Source organism: Nostoc sp., assembly GCF_036919595.1.
In the GTDB taxonomy this organism is placed as follows: domain Bacteria; phylum Cyanobacteriota; class Cyanobacteriia; order Cyanobacteriales; family Nostocaceae; genus Nostoc.
Genome location: NZ_JBALCO010000197.1, coordinates 1 through 18,095, shown reverse-complemented (window position 1 = coordinate 18,095; position 18,095 = coordinate 1). Strand labels below are relative to the sequence as shown.

General features: G+C 40.3%; 13 protein-coding genes and 2 pseudogenes. 6 read left to right on the top strand and 9 right to left on the bottom strand.

The features are described from left to right. Positions 1-84: 84 nt before the first annotated feature. Positions 85-867 (top strand): annotated as a pseudogene (locus V7K21_RS30960) (response regulator); the annotation flags it as partial. Positions 868-871: 4 nt separating this feature from the next. On the opposite strand, the gene V7K21_RS30090 reads toward V7K21_RS30960, so the two are convergent. Next, the gene (locus tag V7K21_RS30090; RefSeq protein ID WP_335179720.1) at positions 872-1,312 is read right to left on the bottom strand and encodes an ATP-binding protein; all 441 of its coding nucleotides are present in this window, start codon (positions 1,310-1,312) and stop codon (positions 872-874) included. A 138-nt stretch (positions 1,313-1,450) separates the two neighbouring features. Between V7K21_RS30090 and V7K21_RS30085 the strand changes: the two genes are divergently transcribed. Continuing rightward, positions 1,451-2,641, top strand: coding sequence for a SpoIIE family protein phosphatase (locus tag V7K21_RS30085; protein ID WP_335179701.1), 1,191 nt, complete (start codon positions 1,451-1,453; stop codon positions 2,639-2,641). Positions 2,642-2,945: 304 nt separating this feature from the next. Here the strand turns inward: V7K21_RS30085 and V7K21_RS30080 are convergent, their stop codons facing one another. From V7K21_RS30080 to V7K21_RS30055, 6 genes are all read right to left on the bottom strand, one after another. Beyond that, positions 2,946-3,272 (bottom strand): STAS domain-containing protein, encoded by a 327-nt coding sequence (locus V7K21_RS30080; protein ID WP_335179699.1) that lies wholly within the window; start codon positions 3,270-3,272, stop codon positions 2,946-2,948. Between the two features lie 609 nt (positions 3,273-3,881). Continuing rightward, a complete protein-coding gene (locus V7K21_RS30075; protein WP_335179697.1) occupies positions 3,882-4,592 on the bottom strand; it encodes a PIG-L deacetylase family protein in 711 nt (236 codons plus the stop codon). Positions 4,593-4,653: 61 nt separating this feature from the next. Further along, on the bottom strand, positions 4,654-6,639 hold the full coding sequence (locus V7K21_RS30070; RefSeq protein ID WP_335179695.1) for a glycosyltransferase: 1,986 nt from the start codon (positions 6,637-6,639) through the stop codon (positions 4,654-4,656). A 99-nt stretch (positions 6,640-6,738) separates the two neighbouring features. After that, positions 6,739-8,217 (bottom strand): DUF3131 domain-containing protein, encoded by a 1,479-nt coding sequence (locus V7K21_RS30065; RefSeq protein ID WP_335179693.1) that lies wholly within the window; start codon positions 8,215-8,217, stop codon positions 6,739-6,741. Then, a complete protein-coding gene (locus V7K21_RS30060; protein ID WP_335179691.1) occupies positions 8,218-9,276 on the bottom strand; it encodes a hypothetical protein in 1,059 nt (352 codons plus the stop codon). A gap of 188 nt (positions 9,277-9,464) precedes the next feature. Continuing rightward, positions 9,465-12,308: a DUF3131 domain-containing protein gene (locus V7K21_RS30055; protein WP_335179690.1), complete on the bottom strand. Its 2,844-nt coding sequence runs from the start codon at positions 12,306-12,308 to the stop codon at positions 9,465-9,467. An 800-nt stretch (positions 12,309-13,108) separates the two neighbouring features. Here V7K21_RS30055 and V7K21_RS30050 point away from each other — a divergent pair. From V7K21_RS30050 to V7K21_RS30040, 3 genes are all read left to right on the top strand, one after another. Next, positions 13,109-13,501, top strand: a complete 393-nt coding sequence (locus V7K21_RS30050; RefSeq protein ID WP_335179688.1) for a helix-turn-helix domain-containing protein — start codon at positions 13,109-13,111, stop codon at positions 13,499-13,501. Then, on the top strand, positions 13,498-14,055 hold the full coding sequence (locus tag V7K21_RS30045) for a transposase (RefSeq protein WP_335179687.1): 558 nt from the start codon (positions 13,498-13,500) through the stop codon (positions 14,053-14,055). The genes V7K21_RS30050 and V7K21_RS30045 overlap by 4 nt, the downstream gene beginning before the upstream one ends. Positions 14,056-14,127: 72 nt before the next feature. Further along, complete coding sequence (locus V7K21_RS30040) at positions 14,128-14,553, top strand: hypothetical protein (protein WP_335179685.1); 426 nt, start codon at positions 14,128-14,130, stop codon at positions 14,551-14,553. Here the strand turns inward: V7K21_RS30040 and V7K21_RS30035 are convergent. Beyond that, positions 14,513-15,691, bottom strand: a pseudogene (locus V7K21_RS30035) (DNA cytosine methyltransferase). The gene V7K21_RS30040 and the pseudogene V7K21_RS30035 sit on opposite strands and share 41 nt — an antisense overlap. A 105-nt stretch (positions 15,692-15,796) precedes the next feature. Here V7K21_RS30035 and V7K21_RS30030 point away from each other — a divergent pair. Then, positions 15,797-16,021, top strand: a complete 225-nt coding sequence (locus V7K21_RS30030) for a helix-turn-helix domain-containing protein (RefSeq protein WP_334798087.1) — start codon at positions 15,797-15,799, stop codon at positions 16,019-16,021. A gap of 262 nt (positions 16,022-16,283) precedes the next feature. On the opposite strand, the gene V7K21_RS30025 is transcribed toward V7K21_RS30030, so the two are convergent. After that, on the bottom strand, positions 16,284-17,723 hold the full coding sequence (locus V7K21_RS30025) for a DUF3131 domain-containing protein (RefSeq protein ID WP_335179683.1): 1,440 nt from the start codon (positions 17,721-17,723) through the stop codon (positions 16,284-16,286). Positions 17,724-18,095: the final 372 nt, after the last annotated feature.

Below are 18,095 nucleotides of genomic sequence, written 5' to 3'. Positions count from 1 at the left end.
CACACAGAGAATCCATCCAGTACGTTCTCTGTGTCCCCGCGTCCCTGTGTTTCTGTGTCTTCTTCCCAGCCTCCTGACTTCCCCAAACTGAGAATTCTCTTAACTGAGGATAATCTGGTGAATCAGAAAATAGCGTTGAAGCAACTCAAAAGCCTGGGCTACAGTGCTGATGTCGCTGGTAATGGGAAAGAAGCGTTGCAGTTATTAGAAAAAATTCCTTACGATTTGATTCTGATGGATTGCCAAATGCCAGTTCTGGACGGTTTGGAAACCACAAAAGAAATTCATAGTTGGCAAGAAAGCAGCTTTGCTAATGGTCGTCGTCCTGTGGTAATTGCGATGACAGCTAATGCGATGAAAGAAGACAAACAAATGTGTCTAGATGCCGGAATGAACGACTATCTGAGCAAGCCGGTGATGAAAGAAAATTTAGCGGCTACACTAGAGCATTGGGCAAGTGTGATATTCAAGGCAAAAGAAATGGATGCCGTGGAACAGACAGTTTCTACCACAAATGTAGGTTCAGTTGACCTCCCAATTGATTGGGAACGCTTGCATCAACTCTCAGAAAATAACCCAGAATTTGAATTAGAACTACTGCAATTATTTGTTGAAGATATTCAACCTCGTCTTGAGATAATTAAAATAGCGATCGCTACTGACAATTTTGAGCAACTAGCGCGAGAAATCCATCAAATTAAAGGTGCTAGTGCCAATGTTGGAGCTACAACCATGCATTTAGCAGCAGAAAAACTAGAACAACTAGCTTATAACCAAGAGCGTCGAGGTACTACTAACATAATCTCAGAGTTAGAAGAATTTGTTAAAGGCATCCAAGAATTTTTAATCAGGACTCCAAGCTTTTGACTCCTCACTCCTGACTGCCGTTGCAACTTTGGTAATATTTACTAATAAATAAACAGTAACGATTATCTACTGTCGGCTCATAACTCAATTTGTCGGCAATGGCGGACATGATTTTTAAACCACGGCCACGCTCTTGCTCATTCTCTTCAAATTCACATATTTGCCGCAATTGCTGCTCTAAGTCAAAGGGCTTACCTTGAGACCAGATGCGAATTTCTATGTATTCATCTAATCGTATAGCTTCTATCTCAATAGGAGTTTCAATAGGTAAACTTTTGTGGGCATGTTCAACAATGTTAGTAAAGCCTTCTATCATCAGCGTTTGACATTGCCACCAAATTTGTTTATCAGGAATAGGTGGTAGATTTATCTGCTCGAACCAAAACAGCACTTGAGGCGACTCTGTCAGGTCTGTGTTTACTTTTAGAGAAATTTTATTTTTCACTTTTTGACCAATAAAATATTTTAAAATCATCATATTCGTTAATTAGTTTATTTAATTTGAGTATTTTTACTATACATTAAAAACTAAATTGCATATAAGTTTAATAAAAGCAACGATTTACTTATAAAACTGTAATTTATGTTTAAAATTCTGGTTATTGATGATGACCCTATAGTGCGAACAGTATTAAAAAGAACACTTCAAAACCAGGGTTATGAGACTACTATAGCCAGCAATGGTGAAGAAGGAATTACACAAGCACAACTGCTACATCCTGCTCTAATTATCTGTGACTGGATGATGTCCCAGCTAGATGGGCTAGAAGTGTGTCGTCGAATTAGAACAAATCCAGAGTTGGCAACTACTTTTTTTATTCTATTGACGGCTAGGGGAGCAGCTCGAGGAGAGGAGGAAGATAGAGTTAGGGGACTTGACGCTGGAGCAGATGAGTTTATCTCTAAACCAATAGAGATGAATGAATTGAAAGCACGGGTAAGAGCAGGACTAAGATTACACCAGTTAAATCAGGATTTACAAAGTCAAAAACAAGCTTTAGAGACACTCAATCATGATTTGCAAACCCAAAAGCAAATTTTGGAAGCAGAATTGTCTGAAGCAGTTGTTTATGTACGATCGCTTCTACCTTCACCGCTTGTTGGATCAATAACTACAGAAAATCTGTTTATTCCCTCAGCGCAGCTAGGGGGTGATTGCTTCGACCATCATTGGATTGATGAGGATAATTTGGCAATTTATTTGTTGGATGTATCAGGTCACGGGGTAGGTTCAGCCCTCCTATCAGTATCTGTACTGAATGTGTTGCGATCGCAATCTCTACCAAACACTAACTTTTGTCAACCTAGTGAAGTATTGAAAGCACTCAATCACGCCTTCCAAATGACAAAGCATGGTGATAAATACTTCACAATTTGGTATGGAGTTTATCACCGCCTTAAACGTCAACTCATTTATGCCAACGCCGGACATCCACCAGGTTTACTGTTATCTAATACCTCTACGAACAGTATCCAAGTTAAACAGCTAAATTCTTTGGATCTACCTATTGGCTTTTTAGCTAATGTCAAATTTGAGGATGCTATTCTTGAGATCGAAGAAAACAGCACTTTATACATCTTTAGTGATGGAGCTTATGAAATTAATCAACCAGATGGTGAAATTTGGGGTATTGATGCTTTTATTGACTTACTAACCGAATATAGCCTGAAGGATACGTGTAACCTAAATCAACTCTTAGCGAAGATTCTTACCTTAAATGTTCAAGATAATCTTGATGATGACTTATCTTTAGTAAAAGTGAATTTTAGTTAGCATAGTCAAATAAGCACGATAGACCCGTCCGAAAATCGAATAAGCCTAAAGATAGGATATAAAATTTTATCTTTATAAACCCTAAAATTTGCCTCATATAGATTTTGGGTATTGTACAGCATAATAAATATTGTTGAAGTTCAAAGTTTGAAAATCCTATTTTTTGTCTTTAAACTATTATCAACTATGCTAAACCCTTATTCCTATATTGATTTAAGACATGTAGCCAGGCTTGAAAACCCTTGTACAGACTGGGTTATAAATTTTTGGACAGGTCTATTCAAATGTTGTATTGTTTAGCAGCCTATTGTGTTGCCAACACTTGGCGATTGAATTCATCTTGATCAGTAAAGGTTTTAAAAATCCTATCCATTTTAGTTAGCTCAAACAACATCCTGACTTGATCGCTAATAGAACAAACAAAAAGTTTACCATTAGCATTTCGCACTATTTGCATTGCTGATACTAAAGCACCTAAACCAGAGCTATCGATAAACTTTACTTCTTTCATATCAAGCAACAAAATGTCAGCTCCGTTGTCTACAATTGCGCTAACTTCACGACGCAATTCATTACCTCTAATTCCATCTAAAATTCCAGTTAGTTCTAGAACTTTTACACTCAAATCCATGGTTTTATTTTCCTAATATTTGCTTTGAAAAATATATATTTATATTTTGGCATTGACATAATTAAACCGCAATAGATAGAACATAGTTTATAACCGATTGGTTCCAAAGAAAAATACCACTTGCCAAAACTATTTGTACTTGTTGCCAGTTACTGGAAGTTGAACCAGTTTTATGGTTTTTTGTGAAAGCTGAGAGTGTAGAATCAACTAATAATGTGTATCTGTTAGAGCTATTCGTCCTTTCATGAGGAAAGCGACGTACCAGTTTTAGCTCTCAAATTCAAATTATAAGTATTTTGTGCAAAGGATATTAACTGTTGTCACTACGCTCAAGTAAAATGGAATGTCATGGATTTTATGACAGCAGCAACGAGTGCTGCACACACTGGTAAACCTTCTCATTCTTTACTTCCAAATGTTCCTGCTTCTTGTGAACAAGTAACAAACGTTGCTTAACTCCTTTTTCTCATACCCACTTCTTCACCTTTATTCAATGAGCTGGAATCGCTGGGATTAATCCTTGTAACTCCTTAATTCATTAAGATATATTGTGTTTTTACTCGCAATCACCCCGTGGTCAATTAAAAAAATTTTGTGTTTTATATGCAATTAGCTTTGTTTAATTGATTGGTGATTCTTACTTGCTATTGTAGTAAAAAAGCTAGCATCCACACATTGCCGGGAGATTTCAAAAGCTTCAAAATAACCATCTTTCTGACCTAACTCTCGTGCCCAAAAACGAGAGAGAACCAGTATGGCATCAAGTTGCATAAACGTTTTATTTAACTCGGATTCATAACAACCAATAGCTGCAACCTTTTCCTCAATTACAGAGGTGATATTCACAAAAAAGTTTGGTTCAAAACCACGTAAAAAAACAGGTGGTGCTGAATACCACAAAGTTATATTTTTACGGGTAGCAACATTAGAAACTGCGATCGCACACACTTCATGATCTCTATGTCCATATTTTTCAGGTTGTGGTGCATGAGTAATAATCAGATCGGGTTGCCAACGCTCAATAGCATCTTCTGTAACTTTAATCACTGCTTGTGTAGAAAAATTATACTCCTCAAGTGCATAAAACTCGTAAGTTGCACCGATGATTTTACCTGCTGCATCTGCTTCTTGATGACGTGTACCCTTAACAGGTGAACTAGAAAGACTGCCATCAGTCAAAATTAAGCAACGAATATTCCATCCCGCTTTGGACATTAAACTGAGAGTGCCAGCAGCAGGTAAAACTTCATCATCAGCATGAGCATAAATTGTTAAGACAGTTTGTTGACCAAAGTTGTTTGAGTCTGAATAAGAATTCATAGCTGTGTTTTATAGATTGGATTTATAAGGGAGTTAAGAGTTATTCTCCTTTGTGTCCCTCTTAGGCTTCTTTTGGAGGCTGCCAAACAGATGCGCGGATGATAACCGACAAAAGTAGCAAGTTATAGATAGCCCACGCACCATTAAGTAGGTGAACCAAAGGATTATTTAGATGACCAATTGCAAAGCAGTAAAGACTCCATAATATCCCTAAGATAGTAAGGGTAAAGACAACTAACTGTGGCCAAACCAGTCGAAGATAAATACCGGATTGCCTTTGTTTAGGTGTAACTTGAAAATTAAGTTTTTGTCCTGTAAATACACTCCATACTGCTTGGATCATCAAGGGAAATAAAGCGATCGCATATTGTTCAGAGCGCCAAACTTCTCTAGCTGAAATGCCCCAGGTAGCTGCTAGAAAAGTGAGACGATTGACAATAAAAGCTGGGAAAAAGTGGAGGGCAAAGTCAGATCCGTAGGTTTTAACTGGAACAATGTCCGTAAAAAAATAGATAATTGGACAAGAAACAAAAACTAGAGTTGCAAAACCAGAGAAATAACTATACATCGTCTTAAAATATTGCAACCTTTGCCAAAACGTTAGCCCTGATTTTGTCAGTGGATTTTCCCTAACTAGCACTTGGATAGTTCCTTGTGCCCAGCGTAGTCGCTGTTTAAGAGTAGAACTCAGGTCATCTGGCGCTAAACCTTGTGCCAAAAGTTCATTGTGATAAATAGATTTCCAGCCAGCACTATGCAGACGCATGGCTGTATTCATATCTTCGGTAATGCTATTACTTGATACTCCACCAACTAAATCAAATTCATCTAAACGTTTTTCATCTTTGGTAAATTCATCAGCAAAATTTTGCAATCCTACACTAACTAATGCCTCACGCCTCAATATCGCATTTGTGCCCGTATAGAACGCAGCATTCATCCCATCTTTCCCCTGTTGAAGTGGCCCATAAAATAAATTTGCTCGATGTCCAAAAGGATCACCTGGAGGAATATTGTAAAAATCCTGGCGGGTCTGTACAAAAGCAATTTTATTCTGGTCGTATTTTCCTGTTGAAAGATTATATGTATAAAAATAAGGCAGAACTCGCTTGAGAAAATTTGGTTTGGGAATGTGATCCGCATCCAGAGTAACAATAAAATTTCCTGCTGTTTCTCCAGAAAAAATTGCGTAATTGATGTTGCCTGCTTTAGCATGATGCGCTACGCCAGGTGTTTTGGGACGAGCAATGTAGCGAAACCGGGAGAGTTCCACTAGTTCTAGTTCTTTGTTGCGAATAGCTTTTTCTAAGGTTTTCCGTTCGGTAGTTAGGCGATCGCTTATACTTTGATGATCTGGAGGTAACCAAAGTATGAACTGTCGCAGACTTTGCACAAATTCGGTAGCAAACTGGTTAACCATTGGCTCTGATGATGATGCTTGCAGCCATTGTTCAGCGGCTTGAGTATTAGGTGTGAGATTTTCCAGTTGCTTGAGGCGCTGTAACAAACAAGAGTGTTCTGCATCAATCCGAGCTGCTTCTTGTTGTAGTTGTGGTGACTGCAAATCCTCAATACACAATCTTTCTGTCATAGTCCGCATATCAGCCGAATTACCATCATCAAGGACAAAAACCCGTAACTTTGTTGGCGGATAATCCATTGTCAGAGCAGCTTTGGCAGTTTCTTCGACAATTTTTGGTGGCTCGTTGTAGCAGGTCACAAATACATCTACTGTTGGCCATTCGGATCTGGGTAGAGGTGGGGTCATCTGGTCGAAAGACTTAATCTGTCGCACTAAAGGACGCCATAACCCAATTACAAACATTACGCCACCTAAATAGCTATAAATTTCTGCTATCAGCAAAGGAATAGAAATCCACAGCACATCAAAATTGATCGAATGGGTAATGCGCCATTGCAAATACCAGAACCCAAAAATTAAATTGATTTCTGCCAGGTAGCGAAATAACAGTGTTCTTTTTTTGAGTGATGAGCGACTATTGCCGGAAAAATTTGAGGAATTATCACTAATGGAAATTGAAGTCATCTTAGTACCAGTAATAAATGTAAAAGGCTAGTGCAACGAGAAAAAGTGCCGAGTTAAAAGTTAAGAATTGGGAATTAGGAGTTGTTAAGAATTTTATTTCTACTGTATCCCATGCTTTGCCTGGCTCCTTGCATCAAGTGCCAGTGGATGTCTGCCTCTGGCTTGGTAAAGCAAACTTTCTAAAATTATCGCATTCGTATTAACGTCAACTGAAGCATTAACACCTAGTTTGGAGTTTTCATATCGCCCTGAAAGATAGCCACGACTTTTATCGGCTAAATTTTGAGCAAAGTCTCGTAGCCTTTTCGTGTAAGGCTGATCTGGCATGAGAGCAAACCAAGAAAATGCTGCTTTCGTACTGACAAACTGGAATTGGGGATAGGCTTTTCCTGTAACGTTAACAGCTTGCCAAGCTTTACCATTGGCGTAAACACTGTAATACAGAAAGTAAGGAGGACGATCCAACGAATCTTCATTTATAGCAGTTAAAATTCCAGTGCGCTTGAATCGTTGTTGTTGCACTTTGAAAAGATTTTGGACTTGAGGCTTGACAGCATCATTCCAACCCATTTCTAAACCCCAAAGCAAATAAGGGTCATTTGTTAGATAGTTAGTAGCTCCAGAGTTTTTTAAATTCCGTTGATCGATTTGCAGAGTAATACCATCAACCTCAACCATCTTAACTGGTGGGTTGGAGAGAGCATTATTAGCTCGAATGTTCCACAGCTTTAAACTCTGAGCAGCATATTGCTCATAGCCTAACCGCCCTTCTTGTACTTCGAGAAGTCCACCTGCTTTAGGAATAGCACCATTCAACCAACCATCTTTGACAAGTTTCGATAGATTCCAGCGAGTCACGATACGATTAATGCGATCGCTATATTCTGGATAATGCGATCGTATAACATACAATCCTAATAAAAATCGCGCCATATCCAAGACTGACCAACCACTGATACCCTTGGGATCGGGGGTGTCATTGAGATGGCGCATTTCGGCAGTACGGGTACTATAAGCTTTATTGGGCAAACCAGTTGCAGGTAGCGGCAGTTTTTCCAACGTCTCTAGCAAAGTGTTCATCCGTTGTTGAAACCTATCTTTTGGCAATAACCCTAACTGGTAAGCTGCATGAATTCCTAATAAGGCGCTACCCTGATCCCACCAAGTTGTCCACGGCAAGTTGTCTGCCGAATTTACTAAACCTGTTTGGAGATTCCAGTTACGCTCAAAATATTTCCAAGCCCGCTCGGCAGCAATTTGATCTGTTTCTTGCGTCAATCGTGGTAAAGAAGTTATTGGCGAAGGAGTAACAGGTTTTTCTGGCGTAGCTGTTGGTTTTGGTGGTGTCGGTTTTGGTTTTAGCGGTAGTGGGGTGATTGTAGGAGCAGTAGGTTCTGCAACGGTTTGTGGACGTGGTGTTTCGACATCAGGGTTAAAGTTATCAGGGGCAGCAATGAGCATAGATGGGGTAGGAGAACATTGCCACGTCGCTAAACTCGGACAAAGCAGGAGTTGTTGATTTGTCGTTGTGTACAAAACTGATTGCAAAATCATGCTTTTAATGACCCTTATTGCCATCTATATCTTCTTTGCCAACTCAGCAGGGGATAAATAGCCAAAAGCCGGATTATTTACTGCGTCTTTATAACCAGCAGATTTGCCGTTATTACTGTTAATTGCCCAATCACATTCCTTATTAATATTGAAGTAAATGATGCCTTTTACACCCATTGCAGATAGCTGAGTATAGGAGTCTCTTAACCATTGGTCTTTGGCATTTTTTTGTAAACCCTTTTGCGTATTACTTGTACTAGCTGTTTGAGCGATGAAAATCGGCTTACTGTGAGCCATAACCTTCATCCGCTTGATATATGGTTCAAAAGCTTCTTTGGGGCTATTCCAATGTTTCCAAGAAGAATTACTACAATATCCCCAATTATACGAACTAAAGGCAACGACATCTACGGACTTGTCCCCAGGATAGTAGTTTTCAAAGCGATGTTCATTGTTTTCACTCCAACCATTAGGCGCAAATACCCAACGTATTGTCTGTGAAGATACACCAGCCTCTTTAAATATCTTTTGGATACGTTGATAAGCTAACTTGAAGTTCTGCGGGTCTTTGCTGTATGCTTCTCCAGTAATGTTCATCTCTTGCAACGGCGCAATAAACGCAATCCGATCCTTGCCTCCATTTGCCCAGTCAGCATAGGCTTCTGCCACTTTTTGCAAAGAACTATCTACATCTCCCTTAGCAATCTGCGCTGCTGAACGAGTGGATTTGAGATTAATAAAGGCTGTGTATCCATTTTGCCTTAGTTGTTTTAGGGGAACTGGAATGTTGTAGGCAGGATTCGAGTCTTCGATATCTAAGAAAAATCCAGCAATAGAATGGCGCTTACCAACCCATTGATCGACTTGACGCAATTCGCTGTCAATTTTACTTTGATCTCCTAAATAATCCGGGGCATAAAGTCCCAGTAGTACAGGAGTATTGGAAGCTGCTTGGTTGCGAATTTGGTTTAATTTTCGGTTTTCAAGTTGCCCTGAGGCATCAGTAACCGCCATTAGATTTTTATTTGCAAAGATGCTTCCTAGTAAAATTAGCATCATCAACGCCAGTCGTACCTTGTTCATAGATTTGAAGGAATAAACAGGGATTTTGAATCAAGATGTTTGTTGCTTGTGAAAGCTACTGCATCATGTACAAGTATTCCCAAATACAACTGATAAATAACAAACACAGCTTTGTAATTACAGAAAGCCGGCGGTAAAGCCCACCCCTGCAAGGCGTGGGATGAGCTTAAATGGAGGTGCGTGTCAACTTATTCTGTAACTTTTGTGCCAGTTACTAGCCGAGTATTTTCGCTACCTGAAACCCAGTAACTTCCAGAAGAATCAGAAATTAACTTGATTTGTTGTGTGGTAGTGTTGGGTAGACCTCGCCCAGAATCACTTTTGCTAACTGCTGCCCACCAAGGAGAGTTCATCGTGGTAGTCGGACGAATTAGGGGTTGTCGATTCATCACTTTGTACAGCAAGGATTGCAAAATCATACTGTTGGTGCTGCTAGTGAAACCAATTGCTGTTTTACCTGTGGCTTCATAGAAACCTTCATAAAAGCCGGCTAATGGATTGTATAAGTCGGTCGTTCCTTGCAGTAACTCTTGACTATACTTGTTTTCTGGAAGCAAGGCATGATAGGCAAAAGCGACTGCTGTACTTACCAATCGCCCCTTTGGTACAGTTTGCCCGTCATCTGCTAAAGCTGCCCAAGGTTCACCTTTTCCAGTAATTGTGCTGTGGACAGTGTAAGGTTTACGATCAATCAAAGTGGTGGCTGAGGCTGTGAGGGTGTCGGTGCGACGGTAACGTTCAGCTTGTGCCTGAAAAATTGGTTCAAAGAGCGATCGCATTTGTGGATCTAGTCCAAACTCCAGTGCATAGAGTAAGAAAGGATTGCTAACTGTGTATTGGTTAACTTTGGAGTTAGTATCTGTGCGACGGCGTTGAATTGGTACTTTCACTCCCTCTAATGAGGCAGTTTGATATTCACCACCAATAGCAGAATGCTCAAGATTAAATCCCCATAATTGAAAAGCACGAGCTGCATATTCCTCATAACCCAAGCGGGTTTCAGGGTTGACGCGAGTAAGCGATCGCCCATCTTGATCTTTGGCGGTTATAGCACTGGAGAGAATACCTTCACGCACCACACGCAAGTATGACCAATCCAGCACAATTTTATCTACGGCAGCCGTATATTCTGGATGACAGGTTTTTAAGTTGTAAAGCGCTGCTAGTATCCTGCCTAAATCTAAAGCTGACCAGCCGTTTCCTTCTGGAAGTGGATTTCCACCGTAATCTACTGGTTGGAGCGATCGCGTATCGTAACCCCGACCCGGCAACTCTTTAGCAAACAACGGTAACTTTGTCAAGGCTGCTAAAAGATGGCGAGTTCGTTGGTCAAATTCTTTCGGGGTAATTATATCAAGTAACCGTGCTGCATGGAGTGCTGCGAGATAATCTCCTAAGCCCCAGAGAGTTGCGCCTTTGAAATCACTGCGATCGTCGATCAGCCCACTCTTGGAATGATAATTCGCTTGAAAGTATCGCCAAGCCGCTTCCGCATAACGCCGTTCAATAACCGTCAGTGGTCGAGCCATCTTCATCTGAGATGATGGCTTAGGACTATCCACTGGTGGAATAGGTGCAACGGTCACTTCCGTAATTTTAGAAATATCCGCAGGGGTTGCAGTCAGAGTCGTAACAGTAGGATTCGGTTGATTTGCAGTCGGAGTCGTAACAGTAGAATTCGGTTGATTTGAGGCTGTTGCAGGAGAAGCATTTTCACTGGGCTTACCAGTAGACACACTCACAGAAGTAGAAGCAATTAAAGGGTGATTTCCCTTAGCTTTGTAGTATAAAATCTCCAAAATTAGCCCATTAGTATTACCTGTCAAAGCTTTGTTGGGTTGTTTTGATTCTTCATAAATGCCAGCATAGTAACCGCTATCATCAGGACTGCGGAGATCCTTAACTGCATCAAAAACTTTTTGGGCATAGGCATTATCTGGAAAAAGGTAACGCCAGCCAAAAGCTGCTTTTGTACTGATGCTGCGAAACTGTGGATAAGGCTGGTTGGCATCGGTAATAGTTGCCCAGTTTACACCGTTTGCGTAGACGGTGTTGTAAAGAAAATAAGGCGCTTGGTCAATATTGTCTTCTGTGACCGCAGTCAACTGACCTGTGTTATCGTAACGCCGTTTTTGCACATCTAAAACCCTGGCAGCAAAATCAGCTAACTCACCTTGCAAGCCAAATTCAATCCCATCAAGGATATAAGACTCACTAACAACGTAATTATTAGCGTTGGTACTTTTAAAATCACGGGTATCAACGGGAATTTGGACACCATTAATTTCGACTAAGTTAAACGGCTCAAAAGCAATAGCTTTTGGTGCAGAGAAACCCCAAAGTTGATAACCCCTAGCGCCGTATTCTTCATAACCAAGTCGTCCTTCTTGCACCAGTAACGTTTTGTTGTCTGGGAGAACAGTAGCGCCAAAAAGTTGTCCATCTTTGAGCGATCGCGCCACTTGCCACTTTGCTACAATTCCTTTGAGCCACTCATTATATTGAGGATGACAGGTACGGATGACATCAAACGCCGTAAGAATTCGCCCGACATCCAAAGCAGACCAGCCAATACCCCGCTCCAGCGGATTGTTGCCATAATCAACCATCTGTGCAGTGGCTGCGTTATAGACTTTATTGGGCAAGGTATCTTCAAATAACTTCAGGCTGCTGAGAGTCGTTAAAAATTTGTTGAGACGTGTATCAAAATCTGCTTGGTCAGTGAGATTAAGCGATCGTGCAGCATTCAATGCCATCAGGTAGTTACCCATGTCCCAGAGTGTACCAGAAGGATAACCCCCAGTAGAATTGGTAAATCCTGTTGCTGGCTGATAATTTTTGACAAAATATTGCCAAGCACCACGAGCATAAATTTGTTCTTCAGGGGTGAGTGGGGCTGTAATATTGCTACAAATACTGGAATTTTGGGATAAGACTGGTGTCGGCATGTAAAACAACAATTGCAAAAATGTTCCCACTAAGAACAATGCAATCCATCTCAACAGCTTTTGTTGACGGGGTTTGTATATCATAAGGCAAAGAAGGAGTTAGAAGTGTCATAGCCCGTCTGTACAACTATATTCATAAATCGAGCTTTATTAGGTCTATTCTTTTCGTAATAGCTTTATCGATTCAGTCGAGTAACGCCAGCGAACAATATCAAATCGCGCACTCATGATAGATTTTTTATGAGTCAAGCGGATTACGAACACCTTGACCAGCACGCTTTGGAATATAGGTTTTCTCAGTATTGTATGAATAACGTTTAAAGCGAATTACATCCTGAACCTGTTCCATCAAATTCTTCGGGTGTTTTTCCATAGTTTGATATCCAGAAAAAATCTGTATAGTATCTGACTACAGGATGATAGTCGTAAAAATTCTGAATATCAGGGTGAATTATACGGAAATTTTTTATATTGTTTACTTAAACGGGGTCTGTATACGGAAAAAGTTTGTATATTGCCTAAAAAGAAATGTTATGGAGAAAGTTTCTATATATTTATGACAAGTTGAGTAAATAAACGTAAAACTTTTAGTATATTCTAGTGCTATAGAAAAATTCTGATATTATGAAGTATGAGCTATACATTCCAGTTAGCGCAATAGTAAGCAATTACATATGCATAAATCGTCAGTATAATAACTAGTTATACAACTTAATATTGTGCAAAATGACGCATTCTTTCGTATACTCATCCTCAATGTGCAACACTTGTGAGGGTGATTTGTGTGCCAACGCTTCAAGTCCAAGAAGCTTACTATTTTTACAGAACATACAGCAGATTGCAGCTAACTGAGGTACAGTAATACCAGTACATTAACGGGTAAAATGAAACCTTACTCAATCGACTTGCGACAAAAAATAGTAAAGGCTTACTCTGAAGGTGACACCTCAATCAGAAAAGTAGCTAATAGATTTGGTGTAGCCAAAAGCTTTGTACAAAAACTACTCTCCATAAATAAAACTCAAGATCATTTAAAACCGAGACAACAAGGTGGAGGAATGAAGGGTAAGTTGGATGGATATGAATCAAAAATAGCTGCAATGATTGAACAATACCCAGATGCAACATTATTAGAATACTGTGAATATTGGGGTACAAGCTATAATCATTGGATAAGTACAAGTACGATGTGTCGTGCATTGCAAAAACAAAAACTCACACTAAAAAAAAGACATTACGCAGCAGCCAAGGTAAAACAGAAAGAGTTCAAAATTTGAGAACTGAGTATTGGCAGCAAGTCCAACAAATAGACCCAGAAAACTTAGTTTTCATCGATGAAATGGGTGTTTTGTTGGGTTTAACACGAACTCATGCCCGAAGCCCTTATGGAAGTGGAGTGTATGATTTTAAACCATTTTATCGGGGGGCGAAGGTTACAGTAATTGGGGCAGTAAGTATGAAACAAGTTTTGGCTGTTATGACTTTAAACGGTTCAATGGATGGAAATGCATTTAAAGTGTTTGTGGAAAAGTGCTTACTTCCTCAACTCTGGTCGGGTGCTGTAGTTGTTTTGGATAATGTCCCAGCACATAAAGTGGATGGAATCGAGCCTTTAATTCAATCCAAGGGCGCAAGTGTTCTTTATCAGTCACCTTACTCTCCTGACTTTAATCCGATCGAACATTGGTGGTCACAATTAAAATCTTTTCTCCGCTCCTTTTCCCCAACCACTGCAAAAATGGTTGATGTTTTAATTGCGACTGCACTCGATTTGATTAATCCGGTGCATTTAAAAAACTGGTTTACAAACTGTTGTTACTGTACCTCATAAACCTGCAATACGCTGTATATCCTTGAATACAGCCGGGATAAAGCCGAAATTTATGGGCGGTATGGTTTCTCTTTGCAAGGAAGCGTAGGCTCAAAAGATTGGGAGGTATTTTCTGCAATTCTACTGAACGATAGAGCGAGAAGAGGTGATGGAGCAGATTTAGTGAACTACGAAGTTAAATCTGCTGTTATTGGAGGCAGCTTTGAGTACCAGTATCATAGGAATCGTGGGCTGAATAAACTAACCGACGACAGGGATGTAGATCACATTTTTGTTGCTAGAAGTGAAACTTACACGAATGTTGAGGTTTGGCTGGTCGAGCGCACCAAGATGGTTCCCACGTTTGACAGATGGCTACCCGAACTTCTTCAAAACTATGAAACCGCAGAAAGACAAAGGTTCCGGCGCTCAGTAACTTATTGGTTTGTCAGAAGTCAAGGCATTCGGCTTCTAGAAATTAGCGATGGAGAGCTAACGTATTTTCTTGAAGCGCCTTAACTAGAGAATTCAAGATATTTTCGGCAATCCAAGCAATGACAGGTACACAAACAGCATCACCGAATCCAGTCAAAGCTTGATTGATTTGTGATGGAATGGGGTAATTATCTGGAACGCCTTGTAGCCTTGCGTATTCACGAGGTGTCATCAGGCGCATTCTGATAATTCCTTATCCAACTCTGACCAACATTTGCCGACTACTGCCACCTCTAGCAGTTCTTAGGCAACCTGCAATACCATCTTTTCTAAGTTCTGCCCATTGCTTTCCTTCACGAACCCGCCTGTACATCGTGCAGTGGGAGTAATATGGTAAATCGTGACATTCTTTTAGATAGGCTAGATTGACAGGCGACATCATATTTAAATGACGTTGCACTTGATCATCAAGCCACCAACGATCATCACCATCCGATATATTCTCTACAACACAACTCAAATCAGTTTTCACTTTTTCAGGTAGTGGTGGAACTTCTACAAAATTCCAACGCAGATCATGATTAGCCGCAATTGCTTTTTCAAGTGCCTGAGTTTTAAGTGAGGAAGAACGTCTTGCAAAAATTAACATCTTCTGGTTCAGATGGGATGTATACACCCCAATCACAAAAATTCGTGGTCTACTTTGAGGCACAAAATGGGTTGCATCGATGCTATAGACATCACAGGCATAACCCAACCGATTCAACTCCTGAATTGTGATTCGGAAGTCTTGCCCACCATTTGAAGTAAGCCAACCCGTCACATTTTCAAGCATCACAAGACGAGGTTTATTCGCCTGATTCTCTAGAATTTGAGTAAAGCCCCAAAAAGCACTAGAGTGTTGACCATTAATACCCTTCAAGTTACCTGCCAAGGATAAATCGATACAGGGAAATGAAGCTGTCGCAAGTAATGTATTGGGAATGTCAGCAAGGCAAACAGAAAAAATATCTTGAACCCTATAATGGTTACTTGCATCTTTAAAGTGAGCAGAGTACATCTCAAATTTGTCATGCGCCCAATCATTTGCGAAGACAACTTTCCAGCCTACTTGCTCTAACCCCAATCTTACTAAACCAATTCCGACAAAATACTCTGCACAGGTGAGAAGTTTGTGAGAGGTTTCGGTATCACCCACACTGGGTAGAGTCTTGTGTTTCATCACCGAAAAGGGCATAGTTTTTAACGTTACGGATTTATTTTGCCGATTCATAGCAGTAGCTATGAAAGTTTAGCGTTATTTATTCTGCTAGGTCAACTAAGTTTTATGAAGCGGTTTGGAGAGAAACTATATCAACTGAGAAATCGGTATAGGTGGACACTAATATATCTAGGCAATCGGTTAGGTGTTCATAATACATTCGTATCGCAACTAGAGAAGGGCAGGAAAGTTCCCAACGCTGAGATGATTTTGAAAGTGGCGGATACTTTCGATGTGACCACTGATCATCTAATGCGTGATGAGCTAGACTTACCGGAGGATAGTCGCTAAAAAAGCTGTATAACAACACCTATGCACCCGATCGTATCAAGGTTGCTTGTTGGGATCGAAAGGTAATTTGCGGCGGGTGAACGGGAACATTAACATATATGTGATTTTATTTACTATATTTTCTGCTATTTTTGCGGTTATGAGTTGATGCATACCTTGAACATTGCGGGAGCAATGTGTACGACAGGCTATTTGGCGTCGCTCGAATTCGTACTTCTATGCAACGCCAGTTTTTTCATTGTTTTAGAATCTTAGCTGTAAGTTATGGTGTTGTGGTAGCCCTTTCGGTTGACTTCTGGCTTGTGACTCCTGCCCATACAGTAAGTGGTTGTCCGACTTGCTTATACAGCAAGCTTTCTAAAATCACGCCATTATTGTTAGCGGTGAGAGTCTTATTCGGCTGACGCAGGGATTCATAAAAGCCGTTGTACCAGCCGTCCTTAGAGTTAAGGTTAACTTGGACAAAATCAAATAACTGCCTGGTGTAAGTAGTATTGTAAAGCACATGCCAACCGATCGCAGCTTTGGCACTGAGGAATCGCAAATCATTGTGCTTTTGTTGGGTATCTGTGATAGTTGCCCAAGGTTCTCCATTGACAAACAAGCTACTGTAAACAAAGTATGGAGAACGATCCAAGTTGTCTTCGGTAACGGCAGTTAATTGTTTTGTCGCTTCATAACGCGCTGCTTGAGCGGCCAAAATCCGATCAGCATAAGCTTTAGGCAAAGATTGAAACCCAGTTTCGATACCATCTAAAATATAGGGTTCGCTAAGAACGTAATTATTCGCTCCAGAGTTTTTATAGTCTCGTTGGTCGTAAGGAATTCCCTGTCCGTAAAGATTAACAAAGGCAGTATGGGACTCATAATCCAAGGCTTGCTTAACATCCAAGCCCCAAAGCTTCAAACCATATGCAGCATAATTTTCATACCCTAAGCGACCTTCTTGGTTATATTGTTCTTTGCCTTTAATAACAGCAGTACCGTACATTTGTCCATTTTTGGTAAGACGGTTGACTTGCCAATGTTTCCAAACGTCTGTAGAGAGTGATCGCAACTGTGGATACTTTGCCCCGACAATTTTTAGCCAGATTGCCATCCGCCCTAAATCGATGGCTGACCAACCAATTTCTTCGCGTTTTTCAAGTTGACCATAATTAACTGGTATAAGGGTTTTTGCATTGTAGACCTTGTTGGGCAGTTCACCTTTGTATAAGGGCATGGATGCCAATGTTTTCAACATTTTGCTCATTTTTGCTTCAAATTCAGCCGCAGGCACAATATTGAGTTCTCTAGCACTGACTAAGGCTGCGATCGCTGCTGCTTGATCCCACATCGTCACAGACTTAAAACCATCGACAGAATTAACTAAGCCAGTTTCATTGTTCCAGTTACGCTGAAAGTACAACCAAGCCTGACGACCAGTTGCAGTTTCTCCTGGGGTTAATGATCCGACTCCAGGAGCAACATAGGGAGTCTTAGCTTCTATTAGTTGGCTCTTAGTAATAGGTGTCCCTTGCAAAACTAAAGATTTTGCATCAAGGCTGGCAGTTGATATTTGAGATTTTGCTATGGGAACGGTCTGAGAAAGTTGCTTAGACCAAAAATTTAAAATTGCGATCGCTATTACAGCGGTAACAACTCCTCCTACAGAAGCTAGTATGGACAAACTCTTAGGTGGTGGTTGAAAATCAGAACTCATACGGATTAAAGCCTCATATTGTAAATTACTGTTATAGCAGTGGTCAGACAGCTTAGGAGATTAGCAAATAGAAGAGAGCAGTTCTAACAGCTATCCATAGCAGACTTGTCCTAACCAGGATGGCAGGGGCTATACTTGCGTATTTTCACCAAATACATTTTTCCCAACTTTTAAATCTAACTAACAATGACATTCTATTTATTGATGAAGCCTGTCAGTATTTCGCTCACTTGCTCAAAGTAAGACTGTTTACCAAAAAGAGATTTCCCTAACTAAGAAAGGGGAGCAATGCGATTTTGTGAGGTCGGCTAAAAAAGGTGCGATCGCTAATCACCCATTACGTATGAGTTAAATATTTTATACAATATTACT

Bases quoted from the DNA above. Each gene is read 5' to 3' on its own strand.
- V7K21_RS30085 (WP_335179701.1), top strand. From the start codon at position 1,451: ATGTTTAAAATTCTGGTTATTGATGATGACCCTATAGTGCGAACAGTA.
- V7K21_RS30055 (WP_335179690.1), bottom strand. From the start codon at position 12,308: ATGATATACAAACCCCGTCAACAAAAGCTGTTGAGATGGATTGCATTG.
- V7K21_RS30030 (WP_334798087.1), top strand. From the start codon at position 15,797: ATGAAGCGGTTTGGAGAGAAACTATATCAACTGAGAAATCGGTATAGG.
- V7K21_RS30050 (WP_335179688.1), top strand. From the start codon at position 13,109: ATGAAACCTTACTCAATCGACTTGCGACAAAAAATAGTAAAGGCTTAC.
- V7K21_RS30080 (WP_335179699.1), bottom strand. From the start codon at position 3,272: ATGGATTTGAGTGTAAAAGTTCTAGAACTAACTGGAATTTTAGATGGA.
- V7K21_RS30065 (WP_335179693.1), bottom strand. From the start codon at position 8,217: ATGGCAATAAGGGTCATTAAAAGCATGATTTTGCAATCAGTTTTGTAC.
- V7K21_RS30060 (WP_335179691.1), bottom strand. From the start codon at position 9,276: ATGAACAAGGTACGACTGGCGTTGATGATGCTAATTTTACTAGGAAGC.
- V7K21_RS30070 (WP_335179695.1), bottom strand. From the start codon at position 6,639: ATGACTTCAATTTCCATTAGTGATAATTCCTCAAATTTTTCCGGCAAT.
- V7K21_RS30025 (WP_335179683.1), bottom strand. From the start codon at position 17,723: ATGAGTTCTGATTTTCAACCACCACCTAAGAGTTTGTCCATACTAGCT.
- V7K21_RS30075 (WP_335179697.1), bottom strand. From the start codon at position 4,592: ATGAATTCTTATTCAGACTCAAACAACTTTGGTCAACAAACTGTCTTA.